The sequence below is a fragment of the Ideonella azotifigens genome (assembly GCF_021043325.1).
Classification (GTDB): domain Bacteria; phylum Pseudomonadota; class Gammaproteobacteria; order Burkholderiales; family Burkholderiaceae_C; genus Ideonella; species Ideonella azotifigens.
Genome location: NZ_JAJNKD010000003.1, coordinates 408,406 through 428,119, shown reverse-complemented (window position 1 = coordinate 428,119; position 19,714 = coordinate 408,406). Strand labels below are relative to the sequence as shown.

Sequence of the window (19,714 nt, the reverse complement as noted above, 5' to 3'; positions counted from 1 at the left end):
TGACAGCCTTCAGTGTTCACTGCCGCGTAGGCAGCTCAGAAAATGCAGAGATGGAAGGCAAGTATGTGCGCTGGGTTCACTGCCGCGTAGGCAGCTCAGAAAAGACCAGCCGCTGGGCGCCCAAGGAATTCGCTGTTCACTGCCGCGTAGGCAGCTCAGAAAATTGGCGGCGCGAAGGACTTTCTCTTGTCCGCGTTCACTGCCGCGTAGGCAGCTCAGAAAATGCAGGAGCACCATGATGAACCGGATTGTTCGTTCACTGCCGCGTAGGCAGCTCAGAAAACTGCACGCCCATTTCCCGCGCTATGGCGTCCGTTCACTGCCGCGTAGGCAGCTCAGAAATATCCTGACCGGCAAGCTGAAGGCCAAGATGAGTTCACTGCCGCGTAGGCAGCTCAGAAATGCGCCGCTGGTGGCTGATCCCGCGCAACCGCGTTCACTGCCGCGTAGGCAGCTCAGAAAACACCGCGCTGCTGCGGCAGGCGTTGGAGACCGTTCACTGCCGCGTAGGCAGCTCAGAAAACCAATGCCGGCGGCGGCGCCTCGTGGCGCTCGTTCACTGCCGCGTAGGCAGCTCAGAAAATTCACTGTCCGCGTAGGTGATCTTGGCGTAGGTTCACTGCCGCGTAGGCAGCTCAGAAACCTGGCGCTGCTACGGGTGCGGCAGCGAGGGCGTTCACTGCCGCGTAGGCAGCTCAGAAATGCTGCTGGCCATAAAGCAGCTTGATGTCGCGGTTCACTGCCGCGTAGGCAGCTCAGAAAGCCATGACGACGCTGCGCGAACAGATCACGGCGTTCACTGCCGCGTAGGCAGCTCAGAAATTCCTGGAAGACAACCGCCAGGACGTGGCCAGGTTCACTGCCGCGTAGGCAGCTCAGAAATGGTGATCCCACAGATCAGCGGCGCCTGCCCCGTTCACTGCCGCGTAGGCAGCTCAGAAACTACAGAGGGCAGGCCAGGCCGCGTGGTGCGAGTTCACTGCCGCGTAGGCAGCTCAGAAAAGATGGCGTAGGAGGCCACATGCAAGCAGTGAGTTCACTGCCGCGCAGGCAGCTCAGAAAATCACGGTTGCCCAGCTCGTCGCGTGCGGCATGTTCACTGCCGCGTAGGCTGCTCAGAAAACTGCTGGCCCGCGGCGACGTGAACCGGCCGTAAGTTCACTGCCGCGTAGGCAGCTCAGAAAATCGAGTTCATTCTCGACGTGGCCCAGTGGACGTTCACTGCCGCGTAGGCAGCTCAGAAATGGAGCTGGCCGGCGTGCCGATCTGGTGGCCCGTTCACTGCCGCGTAGGCAGCTCAGAAATCATGTGGGGGCGCAACTTCCGCTTCGTCAACGTTCACTGCCGCGCAGGCAGCTCAGAAAGAAGTACTGGACCCAGGCGAGGTGGGCCGAGTGTTCACTGCCGCGCAGGCAGCCCAGAAATTCGACCTCCCCAGCGAGGGAACAAGCATCCGCGTTCACTGCCGCGCAGGCAGCTCAGACATTTTTGAAATTTCGTCGCGGAATGGTCCGCCGGCATACATCTCATAGCGCACGCTCCAAGCGCAATGCAAGCGATGATGTTCGCCCGTGGACACGCAGCGCAACACACCATGAGCACCTCCATGACCGGTGGCACCGCCCTGTTCGACACACCCGTCGGCGCCTGTGGCCTGGGCTGGGGCGATGACGGGCGGCTGCGGGGCTGCTGCCTGCCCGAAGCCGACCCGGCGCACACGGCACGCCGCCTGCGCCACCAGTTTCCGGAGCTGCCGTGGCACGACACGCTGCCGCCGGCCATGGCGGTGGTCGCCCGGCGCTGGCTGGCAGTGCTGACCGAAGGCAGCCGGGACACGCTGGCGGATGTGGCCTTGAACTTCGACGGGCATGCGCCGTTCCATGTCCAGGTGTGGCAGCTCGCCAGGCAGATTCCGCCGGGGCAGACGCGCAGCTACGGCGAGATGGCCAGGTTGCTGGATCAGCCGCCGGCCATGGCGCGTGCGGTGGGTCAGGCGCTGGGCCGCAATCCGTTTGCGCCCATCGTGCCGTGCCATCGCATCCTGGCCGCAGGCGGGCTGGCTGGCGGTTTCTCGGCCAGCGGCGGCGTGCCGCTGAAGCTGCAGTTGCTGCAGTTGGAAGGTGCTGGTCTCGGGGCAGCGGCTTCACCGGACCAGCCGGGGCTTTTCTGAGCGCTGCCGGGCCGGCAGACCCGCTTCAATCCACCGATTCTTCGGCCTCGATCACCAGCTTCTGCCGGCGGGTGCCGGGGCCGATCTGCGTGACGGCGCGGATGCGCAGGGCCTGGCCGGCGGGCAGTTCGCGGCGGCAGTGGTAGTCCAGCGAATCGGTGCTGGTGCCTGGGTGGGTGGGCAGGCGGCGGGACCATTCGCGTTTGCCGTCCAGCTCCACGCTGAGGGCGTGCCAGGCTTGGGCATCTTGGGCCGGGTTGCGCACGACGAAGCGCACGTCGATCTCGAACACGCGGTGCTGCAGCAGCACGGCCGGGATGGTGAGCACGGCGACATCGCCGTCGCCGGCATCGAGCGCCCAGCGCTCGGGTCGGTTGGCAGGCATGCAGGGGCTCAGCGTGGCTGACGGGGCAACACGGGGGCGTTCGCGTCGACAGCCGCCGGCACCTCGCGGGCCTGGATGTCGACCACCTCGGCGCTGTTTGCGGACGGCTGGCGGCCGGTGGCCCAGCCGGGCATGCCACGGGCACCGCGGCCCCAGCGCAGGTTCATCGGCGATGGGCGCCGGCCGCGCAGCAATGCCCACAGCAGCAGGACCAGGCCCAGCGTGAGGCCCACGAGCAGCAGCACCGCCACAAACACCAGGCCGGCCAGCGCCAGCACCACACGCCGGATGGCCAGCGCCACGCGGGCCAGGAAGAGAGACAAGGAGGACATGGGACGGGATTTTGAAGCCTGCGCGGCCTTGCGCCGTGCAATGGCCGCAAAAACCGTCCGCCAGCCAAGGGCAGGCCGACAGGGCCAAGATGGGCGCCATGATTCCTCTGTCCGTACTCGACCTCGCCCCCATTGCCGAAGGCAGCAGCGCCCGCGAAGCGCTGCAGCACAGCCTGGACTTGGCCCAGCATGCCGAAGCCTGGGGCTACAAGCGCTACTGGCTGGCCGAACACCACAACATGGACGGCGTGGCCTGCTCGGCCACTGCGGTGCTGATCGGCCACGTGGCCGGTGGCACCACGCGCATCCGCGTGGGCTCCGGCGGCGTGATGCTGCCCAACCATGCGCCGCTGGTGATTGCCGAGCAGTTCGGCACGCTGGCCACGCTGTATCCGGGTCGCATTGACCTCGGGCTGGGCCGTGCGCCGGGGACCGATGGCCCGACGGCCCGCGCACTGCGGCGCGGGCCGATGGCCACCAGCGAAGACGATTTCCCGCGCGAGGTGCAGGAGCTGATGGCCTACCTGGACGACGCCAAGCCGGGCCAGGCGGTGCGCGCCATTCCCGGCATGGGCACGCAGGTGCCGGTGTGGCTGCTGGGCTCCAGCCTGTTCAGCGCGCAGCTCGCCGCCTGGCTGGGCCGGCCGTTCGCGTTTGCCTCGCATTTCGCGCCAGACATGCTGCTGCAGGCGCTGGACATCTACCGCGACAGCTACAAGCCCTCGGCCGAATGGCCAAAGCCACATGCGATGGTGGGCGTCAACGTGATCGCGGCCGACACGGATGCCGAAGCGGCGCGGTTGTTCACCTCGATCCAGCAGCGCTTCCTGGGCATGCAGCGCGGCCAACGCGGCCCGCTGCCGCCGCCCATCGATCCAGCCGAGATGGAAGCCATGTGGCAGCCGCACGAGAAGCACAGCGTGCAGCGCATGCTGGCGGCCAGTGCGGTGGGCAGCGCAGAGACGGTGCGCGAGAAGCTGCTGGCCTTGCAGAAGGAGACCCGGGCCGACGAGTTCATCGTCGCCGGGGCCTTGCATGCGCACGGTGCGCGGCTGCGTTCCTACGAACTGCTGGCGCAGGCCTGGCGCTGAAGGCACAGGCCTGCACCAGCCGGTGCTGGCTTACAGCGTGTTAGCGATGAGCAGGTTGTCCTGCGTGCTGCCATGGCGCACGTCGAGCAGCTGCACGTTCAGGCCGTCGTCGCTGGGCAGGCTGATCAGCAGTTCGTCGTCGTCATCGCCCACGGTCATGCTGGCGCTGTAGAACGCCGTCTTCGAGCCGGCGGGCGTCAGGCGGACCTGGTAAGTGCCGCTGCCGATGAACACCGAGTTGGCGCCTGAGGCTGGCACCGCGGCCTGGCTGGCCACCGAAGCCATGTTCGGCGAAACGGTGGCGAGGTCGGTGCCGGGCGGCGTGATGTAGACGTCGTAGGTACCCGTCAGCGGCGAGCCGTTCAGGATGCGCACGCGGGCACGGTTGGAGTCCACCGGCTTGTCATACGGGTCCGAGATCGTCATCAGCTTGTAGCCGGTGCCGTCGGGCAGCGCGACCAGTGTGTAGTTGGTGGCGTTTTCGGTGTTCAGCGAGGTCGTCGCCAGCACGGTGCCGACAGTCGAGTCGTGGATCGCCCAGTCGGAGGTCACGCTGGGGGTGTCGTAATACTTGGAGGTACCTTCATAGGCCTGAACGCCAGCACTGGTCTCGTAGTTGCCCTTGCGATAGAGGGTGAGGCTCGGGCTGCCAGGCGCAGCGTTGATGAAACGGGCCTGGGCCGAGCCCAGGTTCAGCGAATCGGCGGTGTCACCGCCGCCGCAGGCGGACAGGGCAGACACGGCAAACAGGGTGCAGCCCAGCAGGGCGAGTTTGGAGCGAATGGTCATGGGACAGCCTCTCGTTGTGATCACGGTTGAACAGCGCAGGCGCGGTGTTCGCAGTGCTGGAAGTAGACCGTTGACGCCACCCGCTGGCGTGTGAGCTGCTGCCGCGCAGCCTTGTAGGCGCAGGCCGGCAATCCGTGTTTCCGCTTGTGTCCTGCTGCGCCGCCGGCCAGCCGGTCCACTGCCTGGCAGTGCCCGGCTTCGGCTGGTGATGGTGCGTGCGGGCTACGTCGTCGTTCAATCTTCCAGGCCAGCACCCGAAGCTTCGCCAGGCCGGGCCTTCGAGGAATTTCTCGGCATCGCCGCCTCCATCACGGACCGAGCGCGCGTCCAGTTGGCCAAGCCAAACGCCGCCAGCCTCTGGCTCGCAGCGTCGGGCTGATCGGGCCGGTAGACATGGTGGTCGAGCGCAAACCGCAGCGGGAGCACATCCAAGGGGCAGTTGCCCGCGGGCCAGATCTCGACGCCCTCGGGCAAGAAGGGTTCGAAGTCCATCAGCGCTCGGCGGGTGATGTCATCCGCGAGGTGCAGCCGAACAGCCTGCGCACCCGACTGGATCGCCTGCAAAGCTTCTCGCAATGAATAGACCTGCGGCACCACGAAAAGGCGCAAGCGCAGCCCGAGCAGCAGCAACTCGGGCTCGAAGGCCTGCACCCCCACCACGCGCCCGCCCACGCGAGCGATGTCCCGCACCTGCGACGCATCATTGACACCGGTGGCGCCGACCACGCAATCGGCTGGCAAGGCACGGACCAATTGCTGCAGCGTGGCCAGCGTGGCCAGACCCGCCCATGGCACTGCCATCACGCGAAACCCGGCGGCGTACAGCGCCGCCCCGGTTCGAGCGGCGTCCTGGGCGCGCAGCCCGGGCAGCGTGACCAGCAGCGGCAGGCCCGAGGGCCAGGACTGCGGCGCCCACGGCGTCATCTCGTTCAACAGTCGGTCCAAGGTCTGCTCCTGCGTCACGGATTCACATGTGAAGGTGGGTCTGCGGCGCGGCGAGGGGCGCCACGCCGCCCACCGAGTGGGCGAGAACCTCGCCAGCAATGCGCTCGAAGGCGTGGCCCATGCTGTCGACCGATTCGCGCAGCGCGTTGCCCAGCGACTCGGCCTCCGGCCCGGGCAGCAGCAAGGCAAATCGAGCGGCCTCCGGGGCGACCGCGCCCAGGCGTTCGCACAAGGCATCACCAGGTGCATGCTCACCACGGGCTGCCATGCTGACGATGCAGACGGTGCCGATGGCCGAAGCCGGCGGCTGCGCCGTCTGCAGCGAGTGCAGGTCCGACGCGGTCAGGTGGTAGGCGTCCAGGCCGAGGTGGCGCAGGATGCGCACCAACAGCTCGGTGGCCAGCTCGTCACCTGGCAGACCCATGCCGACGCAAACGACGACGCGCGCCGCAGCCGACGCGGGTCCAGGGGCCCCCAGGGTCCGTGCGCGCTGGCGCGCCAGCCGTTTGTGACGCAGCAGCAGGCCCGAACTCAGGCCCTCCACCTCTGCCTCCGGCCTGGGTCGGCTGCCGGCCAGGCCAGGCTCGCGCCGCGCACCGTCCAGCGCCTCCACCACGTCGACCACGGCCGAACGAATCTTGGCCTGCTGGCGCAGGCTGATGGCACCGGCTTCGAAGTCACGCCCGCCCAGCTGCATCGCGGGCATCAGCACCGCGTCGCAATAGACGGCCAGCGTGCGCCGCTTCATGAAGCCTTTTGCGTCGCCGATGATCTCGTCGGAGTCGCCGGACAGGGCCCGCTGGTAGAACTTCTGCGCCATCGTCAGCGCAGGGCCGTTGCCCAGCAGGATGTCCAGGAAGCCCAGCGAGCTGGCATGGCGCCCGGCCACGGCCAGGCACAGCGTCAGCGGTGTGGAGATGAGCACGCCGACAGGTCCCCAGAGCAGGCCCCAGAACAGCGTGGCCAGGACAATCGACAGCGGTGAAAGACCAGTGGCCCGGCCATACAGCCGGGGCTCGATGAATTGCGAGGTGATGAGCTGGACGGCCGCAAAGGCTGCCCCGGTCATCAGCACCAGGTGCCAACCCGCGGAGGCGCCCAGCGCCAGTCCCATGGCCAGCAGCGCCGCCAAAGGCACGCCGGCGAACGGCACGAAGCGCAGCACCACGGTAGAGGCGGCGGCGAGGAAGGCGTCGGGCAGGCCGATGAGCGACAAGGCCACCCACACCGCCCCACCGACCCCCAGGTTGACGACGAACAGCCGGGCCAGGTAGCGCGACAGCCGCTCCGTCGCATCGTCGATGGCCGCCGTGGTGACGCGCAGATCGGCCTGACCGATCAGGCGGATGAACCGGTCCCGCAGCGACTCCCGCTCAAGCAGCACGAAGACCATCACGATGCCCACCACCGCCGCGCTGACCAGCGGGCCCCACAGCCAAGACAGCAACTGCTGCAGGCGTCGAAGCGGCGTGCTTGTCGGAGGTGCCGCAGGGCCCCCGGCAGAAGCCTGGAAAGGCTGGCCCGTGCCGCTGTCCGCCTGCTGCGCGTCCAGCAGCGCGTCAGCCGCGTCCCAGGTCTTCTGCTGCGGCAGCAGCGCGCCCGAACGCAAGGCATCCAGGTTGGCGCTCAGGGTCGCCTGGTAGGCAGGCAGGCGCTCGGCCATGTGCAGGGCATGCGTGCCCATCAGCAGCAGCAGCCACGACACCACCAGCACCACGGAAGCCACGGCCGCGAATACCGCCGATCGCGGCCCCAGGCGCCAACGCCGCAGGGTGCGCACCCAGGGTGTCACGGCGAAGCTGAGCACGACGGCCAGCGTCACCGGCACCAGGATTGCCCGGCCGAAGTGCAGCAGCGCCAGCGCCGCGGCGAGCGCCAGGATGACGACTGCAGTTTGCAGCACGGGCGGCACCACGCGCGGGGTGGCGGCGGCAGGGTGGGACATGGTGCGCGGCCTCGCGGTTCATGCGGTTGCGGTGCGTCAGGCCTCGTTGGGAATCTCGGTGTTCGACTGGGTTTTGCCGGCCGGGATGTCCAGGATCTTGACCTCGCCGCTGGCGGCGCCTGGCAAGGTGATCAACAGCACGTCGTCGTCGTTGCCCAGCTTGAAGGTGCCGGAGAAGAAGACGGACTTCGAACCTGCGCCGGTGAGGCGGATCTGGTACGTGCCGTCGCCGATCATGAAGGAGTCTGAGCCCGAGGCAGGGCTGGGCATCTGGCCGGCGACGCCGGCCATGGCGGGCGTGGCGCTGCCAATGTCGGCGCCCGCTGCAGTGATGTAGACGTCGAAGCTGCCGACTTCCGGGGTGCCGTTGACGATGCGCACGCGGGCCCGGTCGGAATCCAGCGGCTTGTTGTAGGGGTCGGAGATCTGCAGCAGCTTGTAGGCGCTGCCGGAACCCGGGAGGGCCACCAGCGTGTAGAGCGTGCCGTTCTCGACGCGCATGGACGTGACGCCGAGCTGCGTGCCCGTGATGGCGTCGCGCGCGCTCCAGTCAGAGGTCACGTTGACGGTGTCGTAGTACTTCGATGCACCTTCATAGGCCTGCACACCGGCCTCGTTTTCCATGTCGTCCTTGCGATAGAGCGCAAGGCTGGGGCTGCCCGGCACGGCGTTCACGAAACGCACCTGGCCGGGGCCGATGTTCAGGGATTCGGCGGTATCGCCACCGCCGCAAGCGGCAAGGGCGAGTACGGTGCCGCCGAACAGGGCGACTTTGGAGAGGAAGTTCATGCTGGTGTCCTTGAAATGAGGAGGCAATGCCAGGAAAGAGGTGCAGGAATCAGTTGTCCTGGAGGTAACTCACCAGTTCGTCTGCCCCGCTGCGGATGCCGGTCTTGGCGGCGTTCAAAGCCCCCATGCCCGCCTTGAGGTCCCAGGCTCCGGGGTATTGCTTGGAGACATAGGCCGCGAGCAGCACCTGGGTGTTGGCATCGAAGACCTCGACGGCATAGGTCACCGAGCCGGTGAACGCCCCCTCCTTGCCACGCGCGGCCTGCACCGCGTTGTAGGGGCCGCCTACCAGATCGAAGCGCGACAGCGTGCTCAGCACCGCGGTACTGCTCTTGGCGCCCGTGAGCGTCAGCTGGATGCGCAGGGCCTTGCCAGGCGCACCGGATGCATGGCGGGCGTAGTCATCGAGCCGATCGGAAAACTGGCGTTGCATGTAGGCCGCCAGTTCGCGCCTGTCGGATTCGGCGATGTCTTCGAACTGGTTGTCGGCGCCGCGATAGATGACCACCGGATCCAGGCTGACGCTGCCGTAGCGCTTGAGCGCCACCCCGGACTGATAGGCCAGCGGGATGCGCCCCGTCTCATCGAGGGTGTTGCGGCGCAGCTGTTCGGATGAGGCGATGCCGGCGTATGGCACCGGTTGGGTGCCGGCACAGGCCGTCAGCCCAACGCACAGCGCGAGCGCGGCGCCTGAAAACCAAGGGTTGGAAAGTGACATGGCGGTTCCTGGGTGAGGTCGCATTGAGGGAGCGGTCAACGGAGACAAGACCACGAAGCTGCGGAGTCGACCTGTTGGCTGCTCGCCAGCGCTGCCAGCCATTCACCGACGAAATCAAAACCGCTCCGTACGGTTCATTATTGATTTGCTTTTCCGGCGCGTCAAGAAAAAAGTACCATCCGGTTCACTTTTGAGGAGCAAGGATGAAGGTACGCACGGAGGCGCGCCGCAGCGCCATCGTTCTGGCGGCGGCGGAGCTGTTCCAGGAGGTGGGCTACGAGCGGGCCTCGATGAATGAGCTGGCTCGCCGTTTTGGCGGCTCCAAGGCCACCTTGTATGGGTACTTCCCGTCCAAGGAAGCGCTGTTCGTGGCCGTGGTAGAGACCCTGGCCACCGCCAACCTGGCAGACGCGGTGGATGACCTGGCGCAGGTCGATGAAAAGTCCATCCCGCTGAAAGAGCAGCTCACGCGCTTTGGTGAACGCATGCTGCACGTGCTGGTCAACGACGAGAAGGCCATCGCCGTCTACCGCATGGTCGTCGCGGAATCCGGCCATTCGGTGGTGGGCCAGCTGTTCCACGAATCCGGCCCTGCGCAGAGCATCGAGGCCATTGCCAAGCTCGTCTCCGCGGCCATGGCACGCGAGGAACTGCGCCGGACCGACCCCAAGGTCATGGCCCAGCAGTTCTTTGCGCTGCTGACGGCCGAAATCAACAATCGGGTGTTCCAGAACCCGCCGCCACCGGTGTCCGAGACCGAGGTGCGCGCCAAGGTCCACCGGGCGGTGGAGATGTTCCTGATGGGCGCAGTTCCCCGCCAGGGCAAGGCCGAGCAAGCGGGCCGGTAGCCGGCTGGCACAATTCGGGCGAACCGCAACTGCGGCCTGGTGGCCTGGGCCACCCCCTCGTTGCCCTGTGCCCGCCCATGTCCGCCGCTTCCGAGTTCAAGGTGTTGAGCCTCATCCCGCCGATGACGCAGCTCAACACGCCCTACCCGTCCACCGCCTATCTAACCGGCTTCCTGCGCTCGCGCCAGATTGAGGCCGTGCAGGAAGACTTCGCGCTGGCGCTGGTGCTGCGGCTGTTTTCGCCCAGCGGGCTGGAGCAGGTGCTGGCCGCCTGCCAGGCGCTGCCCGAAGCGCGCCGCTCGGCGCAGGTGCGGCACTTCATCAACGAGTTCCGGCGCTACCGTGCCTGCATCGCATCGCTGATCCGCTTCCTGCAAGGGACGGACGCAACGCTGGCGCACCGCATCGTCACCCGCTTCTGGCTGCCCGAAGGTGCACGCTTCGCGAGCCTGGAACACTACATCGACGACGGCAGCGGCGACCCATTGCACTGGGCCTTCGGCGCGCTGGGCCTGCAGGACCGCGCCCGCCACCTGGCCACGCTGTGCCTGAACGACCTGGCCGACGTGCTGCGCGACGCGGTGGACCCACGCTTCGAGTTCGTTCGCTACGCCGAGCAGCTCGCCACCAGCCAGCCGCATTTCGACCCGCTGGCCGAAGCGTTGGCCCAGCCGCCCAACCTGCTGGACGACACGCTTGCCGCGCTCACGCGCGAAGCGCTGACGCGCCACCAGCCGCAGCTGGTGCTGCTCTCGGTGCCCTTCCCCGGCGCGGTATATGCCGCGCTGCGCATTGCGCAGACCATCAAGCGCGAGTTCCCCGGCGTGGCCATTGCGCTGGGCGGCGGCTTCGTCAACACCGAGCTGCGCGAGCTGGGCGAGCCGCGGCTGTTCGACTTCGTCGACTTCGTGACGCTGGACGCCGGCGAGCGCCCGCTGTTGGCCTTGATCGAGCATGTCAAAGGCCAGCGCTCGCGCCAGCGCCTGGTGCGCACCTTCGTGCGCGATGCCGAGTCTGGCGAGGTCCGCTACGTCAACATGATGGAGGCCGACGTGGCCTTCGCCGAGGTCGGCACGCCGACCTGGGACGGGCTGCCGCTGGGCCAGTACCTGTCGCTGCTGGACATGCTCAACCCGATGAACCGGCTGTGGAGCGACGGCCGCTGGAACAAGCTCACCGTGGCCCACGGCTGCTACTGGAAGAAGTGCAGCTTCTGCGATGTGAGCCTGGACTACATCTCGCGCTACGAGGGCGCCTCGGCCGCGGTGCTGACGGACCGCATCCAGCAGATCGTCGCCGAGACGGGCCAGACCGGCTTCCACTTCGTCGACGAAGCCGCGCCGCCCAAGGCCTTGAAGACGCTGGCGCAGGAGTTGATCCAGCGCGAGCTGGGCATCTCCTGGTGGGGCAACATCCGCTTCGAGAAGACCTTCACGCCAGACCTCTGCCAGCTGTTGGCCGACAGCGGCTGCGTGGCGATCTCGGGCGGCCTGGAAGTGGCCTCGGACCGGCTGTTGCAGCTGATGAAAAAAGGCGTGTCGGTCGAGCAGGTCGCGCGCGTGACCAAGGGCTTTGCCGATGCCGGCATCCTGGTGCACGCCTACCTGATGTATGGCTTTCCGACGCAGACGCTGCAGGACACGGTGGACGCGCTGGAATACGTGCGCCAGCTGTTCGAGAACGGCTGCATCCACAGCGGCTTTTTCCACCGCTTCGCCTGCACCGTGCATTCACCCGTGGGCCAGCAGCCGGCGGACTACGGCATCACGCTGCTGCCGCTGCCGGACGGCAAGTTCGCGAGAAACGACGTGGGCTTCCTGGACCCCACCGGCACCGACCACGACGCCCTCGGCCGCGGCCTGAAGAAGGCCATCTACAACTACATGCACGGCAACATGCTGGAAGAAGACGTGCGCGCCTGGTTCGACGAGGTCAAGGGCAAGGTGCCGCGGCCCACCGTGGGCCGGCAGCGCATTGCCAAGGCACTCGCCGAGCGGGGCTGAGAGCGCCCCCAGACCTGCCGCTTCGCGTCAGGCCCCCCGAGGAGGATGAGAAAACCTGGGGCGACCCTTCGTTTTCTCATGAGGCCGACACGGGAAGCGAAATGCCCTGGATGATCATCAGGGCGCGTAGACCGGGAACTGCTTGCCGGTCTCGATCTCCACGCCGGTCTGCAGCGGCACGTTCGGCACCACCACCACCTGCTTGTTCACGTCCGTCAGCCGGAAGTCGTACGGGCCGGGGCCCATGCCGTCCTGCTTGACGAAATAGTTGTAATCGGTTCGCGCCACCGTGGTCCACGCGCCCCCTTGCGCGCTGAGGCGGTACTGCAGCTTGTTGATGCGGTAGCGATGGTGCCGCACCTGCACCGCCGTGTAGTACTGGCTGGAACCGTCGGCAATGAAAAGCTGCATGCTGGGCTGGTCGTACGGCACGTATTTCCAGCTGATGTTGATGATGCCCTGCGCCGGATCGGCGATCTGCTTGAAGGCTTCGGCAGAGAGGTCCAGATTGCCCGCGGGACATCCGGGGCACTGGTCGTCGATCCGCACCTTCACCGTCTGCCCGGTGTCGCTGTTCTTCACCAGCACGTAGCCGCCACAGGCCTTGGAGCCCTGGTAATCGGTCCCGTTGATGGCAGCGGTGTACACGTCGCCTGGCACCGGCAGCATGCAGTTGCCCCCGCCGCTGTAGCCGTAAAAGGTGGCCTGCCCGGTCTTCGCCGCGCAGGCGGGTGCGGTCGCCAGGCCCAGCAGGGCAAAGCCAGTCAGCAGACTGGCGCGAAACAGCGTCTTGGTGTTCATGTGATCCCTCCGGGCCATGGCCGGCACATGCGCGGCCCGGCGCGATGATCCGGGCGCAGACTCCGCGGCGTCAATCATCGCCACCCCAGCCTGCAGCCCGGCATTTCAGGCGCTGCCCCGTGCGCCGAAGCCGAGCGCTTACATTCATTCATTTCCTTACACCCTCCGTGTCGCAGAGCACACACTGCCCACCTGGATGCGCACCTCATGCACGACCTCCATTTCTACGAGACCGCCAAAGGCCACGGCCTGCCGCACGACCCGTTCAACGCCATCGTCGGCCCGCGGCCGATCGGCTGGATCTCCTCGATTTCCGCGGCCGGTGCGTTGAACCTGGCGCCCTACAGTTTCTTCAACGGCTTCAACTACACGCCGCCCATCGTCGGCTTTGCCAGCGTGGGCGAGAAGGACAGCCTGCGCAACATCCGCGCAACCGGCGAGTTCTGCTGGAACCTGGCGACCGAGCCGCTGGCCGAGGCGATGAATGCCTCGTCAGCCATGGTCGCGCCCGAGGTCGACGAGTTCGGCCTGGCGGGCTTGACGCCGCTGGCCTCGCGCCTGGTCAAGCCGCCGCGCGTGGCCGAAAGCCCGGTCAGCTTCGAGTGCAAGCTGACGCAAATCGTCCAGCTGCAGAGCGCCGCGGGCGAACTCGTGCCGACCTGGCTGATCCTGGGCGAGGTGGTGGGCGTGCACATCGCGCAGCGCCTGCTGGTGAACGGCGTGTACGACACAGCGGCCGGCCAGCCCATCCTGCGTGGCGGCGGCCCGGCAGACTATTTCCGCATAGCGCCGGAGCAGAAGTTCAAGCTGCGACGGCCGGGCTGACTGACCGATTGACGGCAGCGGGCGCTCAGCCGCGCTGCATCACCAGCTTGACCTTGCGGCCGGTCAGCCATTGCCAGGCCTTGCGGGCCACGCGACGCCAGGCCGGCGTCTGCAGGTCCCAGAGCGGGGCCCAGGCGTGAGTGTTGGAGACTTCGATGCCGGGCATCACGCCGTTCCATTCGCGCGGCTGGACCACGTGCCAGTCGCGGCCCAGGCGCACCGCGCCTTCGCGGTCCAGCAGCACCACCATCGAGCCCTTGATGGCCGGGGTGATCAGGCGGTTGAATCCTTCGCTGCGCATCATGCTGGCCACTTGCGCGTCGGTCAGGCCGTCGAACATGCAGGCCAGCATGCGGGCCAGCTCGGAGGTGTCGCTGCGGCGAGTGTCGGTGGGGGCCAGGTGTTCGATGCTGCCGTTGTGCATCAACATGAGGCCTTCGCGCACCTGGTAGGGGTGGGCCATCTCATGGTTGACGTGGCCGTAGGTGGCCTTGCGCAGGTGCAGGTAGACCTCGCAGTCCAGCGGCAGGCCCTGGTTCAGCGCCAGCAACTCGTTGAGCTGCATGCCCTTGGTGGTGGCGAGGTGGCCGCTGCCGTCGAGGTAGAAGAAGCCCCAGCCGTCGTGGTTGCCACGCCAGGCGTTTTCAAGGAAGTCGGCGGTAATCTGCCGGCCCCGGGGCTTTTTGATGATCAGGCACATGGCGGTTCAGGCGGAAGCTCGGTCCAATGCTGACATTGAAGCAGGGCAAGCGAGCGTGCACACACCGAAAAAGCTAGCAAGTTCGGGGCCGACAATTGCTTTTGGGCAACAGTCTGCTGGCCGACCCTCCGTGCCGCGAAAAACCTCCTCGGGGCACCGAGGCAAATCGCTTTCCACATTTCGAGCAGCCTTGGCACGGCTGCTCGCGGCAACCCCAGCCTGGCGAGGCCTAATCGGGCTGCCATGCGGTGGCCTTGAAATTGGCGTCCAATGACGCACTTTCCGGGCAAGCTGCCATCCCAGTGCAACGCGACAGCAGCCGACTGGATGACCGCCAAGTCGGCTTTGAACTAGAAAATCTGCCGAGGAGGCATCGGTGAGCTTTGAATCCCTGCAACTGAAACTGCAAGCGCTGAGCGCGGCCCGCCTGGCCGGCATGCGCCGCGGCATTGAAAAAGAGAGCCTGCGCACCCAGGCCGATGGCCAGCTCGCCGCCACGCCGCACCCTGCCGCTTTGGGCGCGGCGCTCACGCACCCGCACATCACGACCGACTTCAGCGAGTCGCAGGTCGAACTGGTGACCGGTGCCAACACCACCGTGGGCCAGACGCTGGACGAGCTCGCCACGCTGCACCAGCTGAGCTACCGCGCCATTGGCGACGAGCGCCTGTGGGTGGCCAGCATGCCCGGCCGGCTGCCGCCGGATGCGCAGATTCCCATCGGCCAGTACGGCCGCTCGAACGTCGGCCAGGCCAAGACCGTCTACCGCCACGGCCTGAGCCACCGCTACGGCCGCCGCATGCAGACGATCTCCGGCATCCACTACAACTGGTCGCTGCCAGGGCTGTCGAACGACGAATACTTCGGCCTGATCCGCAATTTCCGCCGCCATTCCTTCCTGCTGCTGTGGCTGTTCGGCGCCTCGCCCGCCACCAGCACCGACTTCGGCGCCGGCCTGCAGCATGGCCTGGATGCGATGGGCACCGACACGCTGTACCTGCCCTACGCCACCTCGCTGCGCATGGGCCGCCTGGGCTACCAGAGCGATGCCCAGGCCAGCCTGCGCGTCAGCTACAACCACCTGGCCGGCTACGGCGCCTCGCTGCAGGACGCGCTGACCCAGCCCTACCCGGCTTACGAAGCGCTGGGCGTCAAGAGCGCCGACGGCCGCTACCAGCAGCTCTCGACCTCGCTGCTGCAGATCGAAAACGAGTTCTACGGCACGATCCGCCCCAAGCGCACGATCCAGAGCGGCGAACGCCCGCTGCATGCGCTGCGCCAGCGCGGCGTGGAATACGTCGAAGTGCGCTGCATGGACCTGGACCCCTTCGAGCCGGCCGGCATTGGCGCGCAGACCTCGCATTTCCTCGACGCTTTCCTGCTGCACTGCCTGCTCAGCGACAGCCCGCAGGACACGCCCGAAGAAGTCGCTGCGCTGGCCCGCAACCAGCACCGCACGGCCGCACGTGGCCGCGAGCCCGGCCTGCTGCTCGAGCGCGGCGAACAGACGCTGACGCTGACCGACTGGGCCGCCGAGCTGCTCACGCAGATGGGCCCCATCGCCGATCTGCTGGACCAGCGACTGGCCGGCGACGGCAGGCCGCACCAGGCCGCGCTGGGCGCCGCCCGGCAGATGCTGGCCAACCCGGCGCTGACGCCTTCAGCCCGCGTGCTGGCGGCCATCCAGGCCCGGCCGGACGCATCGTTCGTCGGCTGGGTGCGCGAGCGCTCGGACGCCGTTCGCACCCATTTCCTGGCCCAGCCGCTGCCCGCCACTGCGGCCGAACGCTGGGCCGCGATGGCCCGCGAGTCGCTGGCCGAGCAGGCCCGCATCGAAGCCGCCGAAACCCAGAATTTCGACGACTTCCTGAAGGACTACCTGTCGCCCAGCCAGCTCGGCTGAGCGGGGCTGGGCGACCCTGCGGGCTTTTGCCGGTCAGCCGGCTTGCACCTGGATGCGCCGGGGCTGCGCATGCTCGGCCTTGGGAATGCGCAGGCGCAGCACGCCGTTGGACAGGTCGGCGGCGATCTTGCCGGTGTCCAGCTCCTTGCTGAGCGTGAACACCCGGTGATAGCGGCCCAGACTGACCTCGCTGTGACTGGACCGCAGGCCTTCGGGCACCGTCAGGCCGGATTCGGCCTCGATGGTCAGCGTGTCGGCCGTGACCTGCAGGTTCAGCTTGTCACGCGACACGCCGGGCAAGTCCGCATACAGCGTGATGCCCTGCGAGTCCTCGATGACATCCACCGGCGGGGTCAGCGCGGCGTCGCTGTAGTTCGCCTTGCCTTGAGACTGGTCCTGCGGCCTGTCCGCCGCCTGGTTGCCGGGGCGGGTTGCAAGCGACGAGCTGTTGGGCGTTTTGGACGAAAGATTGAAGCTGTTCATGATGGTCAATCTCCTGGATGCTGAAGTTCAGGAAAGACGGCTCACTGCACAGTGATGCGCCGCGGCTGCGAGGCCGCACGGCGCTGCACCGTGATGTGCAGCACACCGTCCTTGCAACGCGCCTCAACGGCTTCCGGATCGGCATCTTCCGGCAGGGTCAACACGCGCCGGAAGCTGCCGGCAAAGCGCTCGTTGATGTGGACCGCGGACTTGCTGTCACCGGCCTCGGCCAGTGAGTTCTTGCGCTCGCCGGCAATCGTCAGCAGCCCGCGCTCGAGTTGCACCTCCAGTGTGGCCGGGTCCAGGCCCGGGGCGAATGCATAGATCTCGACGGACTGCGGCGTGCCGCCGACGTTCAAGGCCGGGAAACTCTGGCGGCCGAAGCCGCGGATGCTGGGAGACAGGTCGAAGGCCTGCTGCATGTCGCGTTGCAGGCGATCCAGCTCGGCGAACATGTCGCGGGGAAACAGGGATCGATACATGGCGAAACCTCCATTCGTTCTTGCGTCAAACAAGGGTGGAACGAAGCGCCGAAGACTGGCCCCCAGCGCTTCTGGCTCCAAAACTAGGAGCGCCGCGCCAGGTTTTCAAGAGACTTTTTTCGAGATTTTTTCAGTCGTCGGATTCGGCCAGCGTGACCGTCAACTTGCGGGTCGCGCCGCTGCGCCAGACGCTCAGCGTGCAGCTGTCGCCGGGCTGCAGGCGCTCCAGCGCGGTCAGCATGTCGTCCTGCGTCTCGACCGGCTCGCCATCGACCGCGGTGATCACGTCGCCGGCCAGGATGCCGCCGTCGCCCCGGCTGAAGGCCTTGAGCCCGGCCTTGGCCGCCGGGCCGTTGCGCTGCACCCGCACCAGCGCCACGCCCTTGGGCAGGCCCAGCGCACGGTTGATCTCCGGCCCGCCACCGGTCACGCCCAGCGAAGGCCGCACCATGCGGCCGTCGCGGATCAGCCGCGGCACGATGCGGTTGACCTCGTCCACCGGGATCGCGAAACCGATGCCGGCGCTGGCGCCGGACGGGCTGTAGATCGCCGTGTTGACGCCGATCAGCCGGCCGGCGGAGTCCAGCAGCGGGCCGCCGGAGTTGCCGGGGTTGATGGCCGCGTCGGTCTGGATCGCACCCTTGATCGTGCGATGCGTGACCGACTCGATCTCGCGGTTCAGCGCGCTGACGATGCCGGTGGTCAGCGTCTGGTCCAGGCCGAATGGATTGCCGATGGCGTAGACCTTCTGGCCAACCTGCAGGTCGCGGCTGGTGCCCACGGTCACCGGCTTGAACTTGGCCACCGGCGCCGGGATCTTCAGCACCGCGATGTCCCGGTCCGGGAAGGCGCCGACCAGCTCGGCCTTGTAGCTGGACTGGTCCGCCAGCGTGACCCGCGCGCCGCTGGCGCCCTGGATCACGTGGAAGTTGGTGACAACGTGGCCCTGCGTGTCCCACACGAAGCCGGTGCCGGTGCCCTGTGGCACCTGCTGGACGTTGAGCGAGAAGAAATCGCGCTCCAGCCCCAGCGCGGTGATGTTGACCACCGAGGGCGACACGGCCTTGAAGACCGCGATGTTGTTCAGTTCGTCGGCACCGAGCACGCCGCGCGGCGTCACCGGCCGGGGCGGTGCGTCGGGTCTGGCTTCAGGTTTGGCTTCAGCGAGGGTGGCGGCAAGCGGCAGCGCGAGCGCGAGGCAAGCAAGGCACGCGAGGCGAATCGGGCGCATGGCAGACAGCAGGAGTGACACTGGCCCGAGATGATAGGCAAGCCAGCGCCGCCTTCAATCTTCCGGCGGCCCGCCGAACACCGGCAGGAAGGCCTCAACAAAGCGGGCCGAAGCCGCCAGGGTCAAGGTCACCGAGTGCCACGGCCCTTCGACGCTGACCTGCAGATCCTCGTCCCAGTCCATGCCGTCGTCCAGCGGGCCATGGCCGTGCGGGAAATGCTGCCGGGCCCAGTCCAGCACCTGCTGCACCTCGGCCAGCACGGCGGCGTGCTGCGCGGCCGAGGTGGAGGCCAGCGCCTCCAGCGTGGTCACGCCTTCATCGTTGTCGCTGAGGTCGAAGCTCAGGTAGCGCAGCGCCAGCATCAGAACGGAGGCGAGGTGTCGCCGCCGTTCTGGGCAGCGTATTGCAGCTGCGAATGCAGTTCCGCGACCTGCTGGCGCAGCGTGGCGTTTTCCGCGGTCAGCGCGGCCACGCGCTGGCGCAGCGAGTCGACGTTGTCGTCGGTGTCGTCCGCGGGCAGCGTGGGCGCAGCCTGCGCTGCGGGCATCACCGCCACTTCGACCGGCGTCTTGCGCTTGGCATCGCGCACGCGCTTGGCGGCCTGCTTCAACTCGTCCTTGCCTGCATTGGCCGCTGCGACCTGTTCCTCGGCCGGCAGGCTGGCCACTGCCGCCGCGGCGCTGAGCGACAGCGTGCCGGCGCGCACCGCGGCCACCAGCTCGGGCGCCGCCTGCTTCTGGATCTTCTCGATCATCACCACCTGGCTGTTGCTCAGGCGGGCAGCCTTGGCCAGCGCCTCGCGGGTCTCCAGCGTGTCGGCGGGCTTGGGCGTGGGCTGGCTTTCGGGCGGCACGAAGCGCTCGTCGCCCACCGGCGCCTTGAATTCCGCGGCCGGCTCGGCCTGCTTGCGCAGCCGCCGGGTGGCGACGATCTCGCGCTTGCGCAGCGCCAGCACGCCACGCTGGAAGTCCGACACGCTGCGCCGGCCCAGGTGCTGGTCGATCATCCACAGGTGCACGTCTTCCAGGCTCTGGAAGCGGGTGTTCTGCACCGTCTGGAACGGCACGCCGTGCTGCTGGCAGATGCCGTAGCGGTTGTGCCCGTCCACCAGCACATTGCCCCACAGCACCAGCGCGTCCCGGCAGCCTTCGGCCAGGATGCTGCGTTCCAGCGCTTCATGTTCTTCCGCGGTCAACGGGTCGATGTAAGCCTTGAGTTCTTCGTTGACGACGATGTCCATGTGCGCGATGTGAGGGAAAACAGGGAAAAGGGG

General features: G+C 67.3%; 20 protein-coding genes and 1 CRISPR repeat array (1 of these 21 cut by a window edge). Of the genes, 6 read left to right on the top strand and 14 right to left on the bottom strand.

Annotated features, from left to right (window positions below; all coding sequences use genetic code 11):
- A CRISPR array of direct repeats spans window positions 1–1,485; the repeat unit is 28 nt; unit sequence GTTCACTGCCGCGTAGGCAGCTCAGAAA (it extends 2,871 nt beyond the left edge of the window).
- Window positions 1,486–1,594: 109 nt separating this feature from the next.
- On the top strand, window positions 1,595–2,170 hold the full coding sequence (locus tag LRH25_RS10040) for a methylated-DNA--[protein]-cysteine S-methyltransferase (RefSeq protein WP_141288302.1): 576 nt from the start codon (window positions 1,595–1,597) through the stop codon (window positions 2,168–2,170).
- A 25-nt stretch (window positions 2,171–2,195) separates the two neighbouring features.
- On the opposite strand, the gene LRH25_RS10035 is transcribed toward LRH25_RS10040, so the two are convergent.
- Together LRH25_RS10035 and LRH25_RS10030 are read right to left on the bottom strand one after the other, a co-directional pair.
- The gene (locus tag LRH25_RS10035; RefSeq protein ID WP_141288303.1) at window positions 2,196–2,555 is read right to left on the bottom strand and encodes a hypothetical protein; all 360 of its coding nucleotides are present in this window, start codon (window positions 2,553–2,555) and stop codon (window positions 2,196–2,198) included.
- An 8-nt stretch (window positions 2,556–2,563) separates the two neighbouring features.
- Window positions 2,564–2,887 carry a hypothetical protein gene (locus tag LRH25_RS10030; protein WP_231011075.1) on the bottom strand — a complete coding sequence of 108 codons (324 nt, stop codon included), beginning with the start codon at window positions 2,885–2,887 and terminating at the stop codon, window positions 2,564–2,566.
- Between the two features lie 98 nt (window positions 2,888–2,985).
- On the opposite strand from LRH25_RS10030, the gene LRH25_RS10025 reads away from it, so the two are divergent.
- Window positions 2,986–3,978 (top strand): LLM class flavin-dependent oxidoreductase, encoded by a 993-nt coding sequence (locus LRH25_RS10025; protein ID WP_141286857.1) that lies wholly within the window; start codon window positions 2,986–2,988, stop codon window positions 3,976–3,978.
- 30 nt (window positions 3,979–4,008) lie between these two features.
- Here the strand turns inward: LRH25_RS10025 and LRH25_RS10020 are convergent, their stop codons facing one another.
- The 5 genes from LRH25_RS10020 to LRH25_RS10000 form a co-directional block, all read right to left on the bottom strand.
- Window positions 4,009–4,767 carry a DUF4397 domain-containing protein gene (locus LRH25_RS10020; protein WP_141286856.1) on the bottom strand — a complete coding sequence of 253 codons (759 nt, stop codon included), beginning with the start codon at window positions 4,765–4,767 and terminating at the stop codon, window positions 4,009–4,011.
- Between the two features lie 234 nt (window positions 4,768–5,001).
- Window positions 5,002–5,712 (bottom strand): beta/alpha barrel domain-containing protein, encoded by a 711-nt coding sequence (locus LRH25_RS10015; RefSeq protein WP_141286855.1) that lies wholly within the window; start codon window positions 5,710–5,712, stop codon window positions 5,002–5,004.
- A gap of 22 nt (window positions 5,713–5,734) precedes the next feature.
- The gene (locus tag LRH25_RS10010) at window positions 5,735–7,657 is read right to left on the bottom strand and encodes an AI-2E family transporter (protein ID WP_141286854.1); all 1,923 of its coding nucleotides are present in this window, start codon (window positions 7,655–7,657) and stop codon (window positions 5,735–5,737) included.
- Window positions 7,658–7,693: 36 nt separating this feature from the next.
- On the bottom strand, window positions 7,694–8,446 hold the full coding sequence (locus LRH25_RS10005) for a DUF4397 domain-containing protein (protein ID WP_141286853.1): 753 nt from the start codon (window positions 8,444–8,446) through the stop codon (window positions 7,694–7,696).
- 49 nt (window positions 8,447–8,495) lie between these two features.
- Complete coding sequence (locus LRH25_RS10000; protein WP_141286852.1) at window positions 8,496–9,164, bottom strand: DUF3313 domain-containing protein; 669 nt, start codon at window positions 9,162–9,164, stop codon at window positions 8,496–8,498.
- 203 nt (window positions 9,165–9,367) lie between these two features.
- Here LRH25_RS10000 and LRH25_RS09995 point away from each other — a divergent pair, with 203 nt between their 5' ends.
- Window positions 9,368–10,012 (top strand): TetR/AcrR family transcriptional regulator, encoded by a 645-nt coding sequence (locus LRH25_RS09995; protein ID WP_141286851.1) that lies wholly within the window; start codon window positions 9,368–9,370, stop codon window positions 10,010–10,012.
- Between the two features lie 77 nt (window positions 10,013–10,089).
- Window positions 10,090–12,015 carry a B12-binding domain-containing radical SAM protein gene (locus LRH25_RS09990; protein ID WP_141286850.1) on the top strand — a complete coding sequence of 642 codons (1,926 nt, stop codon included), beginning with the start codon at window positions 10,090–10,092 and terminating at the stop codon, window positions 12,013–12,015.
- Window positions 12,016–12,132: 117 nt separating this feature from the next.
- On the opposite strand, the gene LRH25_RS09985 is transcribed toward LRH25_RS09990, so the two are convergent.
- Window positions 12,133–12,816: an expansin EXLX1 family cellulose-binding protein gene (locus LRH25_RS09985; protein ID WP_170200807.1), complete on the bottom strand. Its 684-nt coding sequence runs from the start codon at window positions 12,814–12,816 to the stop codon at window positions 12,133–12,135.
- Window positions 12,817–13,023: 207 nt separating this feature from the next.
- Here LRH25_RS09985 and LRH25_RS09980 point away from each other — a divergent pair, with 207 nt between their 5' ends.
- The gene (locus LRH25_RS09980; RefSeq protein WP_141286848.1) at window positions 13,024–13,641 is read left to right on the top strand and encodes a flavin reductase family protein; all 618 of its coding nucleotides are present in this window, start codon (window positions 13,024–13,026) and stop codon (window positions 13,639–13,641) included.
- Between the two features lie 25 nt (window positions 13,642–13,666).
- Here the strand turns inward: LRH25_RS09980 and LRH25_RS09975 are convergent, their stop codons facing one another.
- Window positions 13,667–14,341, bottom strand: a complete 675-nt coding sequence (locus LRH25_RS09975; protein WP_141286847.1) for a class II glutamine amidotransferase domain-containing protein — start codon at window positions 14,339–14,341, stop codon at window positions 13,667–13,669.
- Window positions 14,342–14,717: 376 nt separating this feature from the next.
- Here LRH25_RS09975 and gshA point away from each other — a divergent pair, with 376 nt between their 5' ends.
- Window positions 14,718–16,244: a glutamate--cysteine ligase gene (gene gshA, locus LRH25_RS09970; RefSeq protein WP_310742420.1), complete on the top strand. Its 1,527-nt coding sequence runs from the start codon at window positions 14,718–14,720 to the stop codon at window positions 16,242–16,244.
- A 33-nt stretch (window positions 16,245–16,277) separates the two neighbouring features.
- Here the strand turns inward: gshA and LRH25_RS09965 are convergent, their stop codons facing one another.
- The 5 genes from LRH25_RS09965 to LRH25_RS09945 form a co-directional block, all read right to left on the bottom strand.
- Window positions 16,278–16,727 (bottom strand): Hsp20/alpha crystallin family protein, encoded by a 450-nt coding sequence (locus tag LRH25_RS09965; RefSeq protein WP_141290670.1) that lies wholly within the window; start codon window positions 16,725–16,727, stop codon window positions 16,278–16,280.
- Between the two features lie 41 nt (window positions 16,728–16,768).
- Complete coding sequence (locus tag LRH25_RS09960) at window positions 16,769–17,209, bottom strand: Hsp20/alpha crystallin family protein (RefSeq protein ID WP_141290672.1); 441 nt, start codon at window positions 17,207–17,209, stop codon at window positions 16,769–16,771.
- A 130-nt stretch (window positions 17,210–17,339) separates the two neighbouring features.
- Window positions 17,340–18,440 (bottom strand): S1C family serine protease, encoded by a 1,101-nt coding sequence (locus LRH25_RS09955; protein WP_141290674.1) that lies wholly within the window; start codon window positions 18,438–18,440, stop codon window positions 17,340–17,342.
- 54 nt (window positions 18,441–18,494) lie between these two features.
- The gene (locus tag LRH25_RS09950; RefSeq protein WP_141290676.1) at window positions 18,495–18,803 is read right to left on the bottom strand and encodes a hypothetical protein; all 309 of its coding nucleotides are present in this window, start codon (window positions 18,801–18,803) and stop codon (window positions 18,495–18,497) included.
- Window positions 18,803–19,681: a ParB N-terminal domain-containing protein gene (locus tag LRH25_RS09945; protein WP_231011074.1), complete on the bottom strand. Its 879-nt coding sequence runs from the start codon at window positions 19,679–19,681 to the stop codon at window positions 18,803–18,805. Before LRH25_RS09945 ends, LRH25_RS09950 begins: the two co-directional genes overlap by 1 nt.
- Window positions 19,682–19,714: the final 33 nt, after the last annotated feature.

Excerpts from the sequence above, each read along its gene's own strand:
- LRH25_RS09955 (WP_141290674.1), bottom strand. The coding sequence starts at position 18,440 with ATGCGCCCGATTCGCCTCGCGTGCCTTGCTTGCCTCGCGCTCGCGCTG.
- LRH25_RS09995 (WP_141286851.1), top strand. The coding sequence starts at position 9,368 with ATGAAGGTACGCACGGAGGCGCGCCGCAGCGCCATCGTTCTGGCGGCG.
- LRH25_RS09975 (WP_141286847.1), bottom strand. The coding sequence starts at position 14,341 with ATGTGCCTGATCATCAAAAAGCCCCGGGGCCGGCAGATTACCGCCGAC.
- LRH25_RS09950 (WP_141290676.1), bottom strand. The coding sequence starts at position 18,803 with ATGCTGGCGCTGCGCTACCTGAGCTTCGACCTCAGCGACAACGATGAA.
- LRH25_RS09980 (WP_141286848.1), top strand. The coding sequence starts at position 13,024 with ATGCACGACCTCCATTTCTACGAGACCGCCAAAGGCCACGGCCTGCCG.
- LRH25_RS10025 (WP_141286857.1), top strand. The coding sequence starts at position 2,986 with ATGATTCCTCTGTCCGTACTCGACCTCGCCCCCATTGCCGAAGGCAGC.
- LRH25_RS10010 (WP_141286854.1), bottom strand. The coding sequence starts at position 7,657 with ATGTCCCACCCTGCCGCCGCCACCCCGCGCGTGGTGCCGCCCGTGCTG.
- LRH25_RS10035 (WP_141288303.1), bottom strand. The coding sequence starts at position 2,555 with ATGCCTGCCAACCGACCCGAGCGCTGGGCGCTCGATGCCGGCGACGGC.
- LRH25_RS10030 (WP_231011075.1), bottom strand. The coding sequence starts at position 2,887 with ATGTCCTCCTTGTCTCTCTTCCTGGCCCGCGTGGCGCTGGCCATCCGG.
- LRH25_RS09945 (WP_231011074.1), bottom strand. The coding sequence starts at position 19,681 with ATGGACATCGTCGTCAACGAAGAACTCAAGGCTTACATCGACCCGTTG.
- LRH25_RS09985 (WP_170200807.1), bottom strand. The coding sequence starts at position 12,816 with ATGAACACCAAGACGCTGTTTCGCGCCAGTCTGCTGACTGGCTTTGCC.
- LRH25_RS10000 (WP_141286852.1), bottom strand. The coding sequence starts at position 9,164 with ATGTCACTTTCCAACCCTTGGTTTTCAGGCGCCGCGCTCGCGCTGTGC.
- LRH25_RS10005 (WP_141286853.1), bottom strand. The coding sequence starts at position 8,446 with ATGAACTTCCTCTCCAAAGTCGCCCTGTTCGGCGGCACCGTACTCGCC.
- LRH25_RS09965 (WP_141290670.1), bottom strand. The coding sequence starts at position 16,727 with ATGAACAGCTTCAATCTTTCGTCCAAAACGCCCAACAGCTCGTCGCTT.
- LRH25_RS10020 (WP_141286856.1), bottom strand. The coding sequence starts at position 4,767 with ATGACCATTCGCTCCAAACTCGCCCTGCTGGGCTGCACCCTGTTTGCC.
- LRH25_RS09960 (WP_141290672.1), bottom strand. The coding sequence starts at position 17,209 with ATGTATCGATCCCTGTTTCCCCGCGACATGTTCGCCGAGCTGGATCGC.
- LRH25_RS10040 (WP_141288302.1), top strand. The coding sequence starts at position 1,595 with ATGAGCACCTCCATGACCGGTGGCACCGCCCTGTTCGACACACCCGTC.
- LRH25_RS09990 (WP_141286850.1), top strand. The coding sequence starts at position 10,090 with ATGTCCGCCGCTTCCGAGTTCAAGGTGTTGAGCCTCATCCCGCCGATG.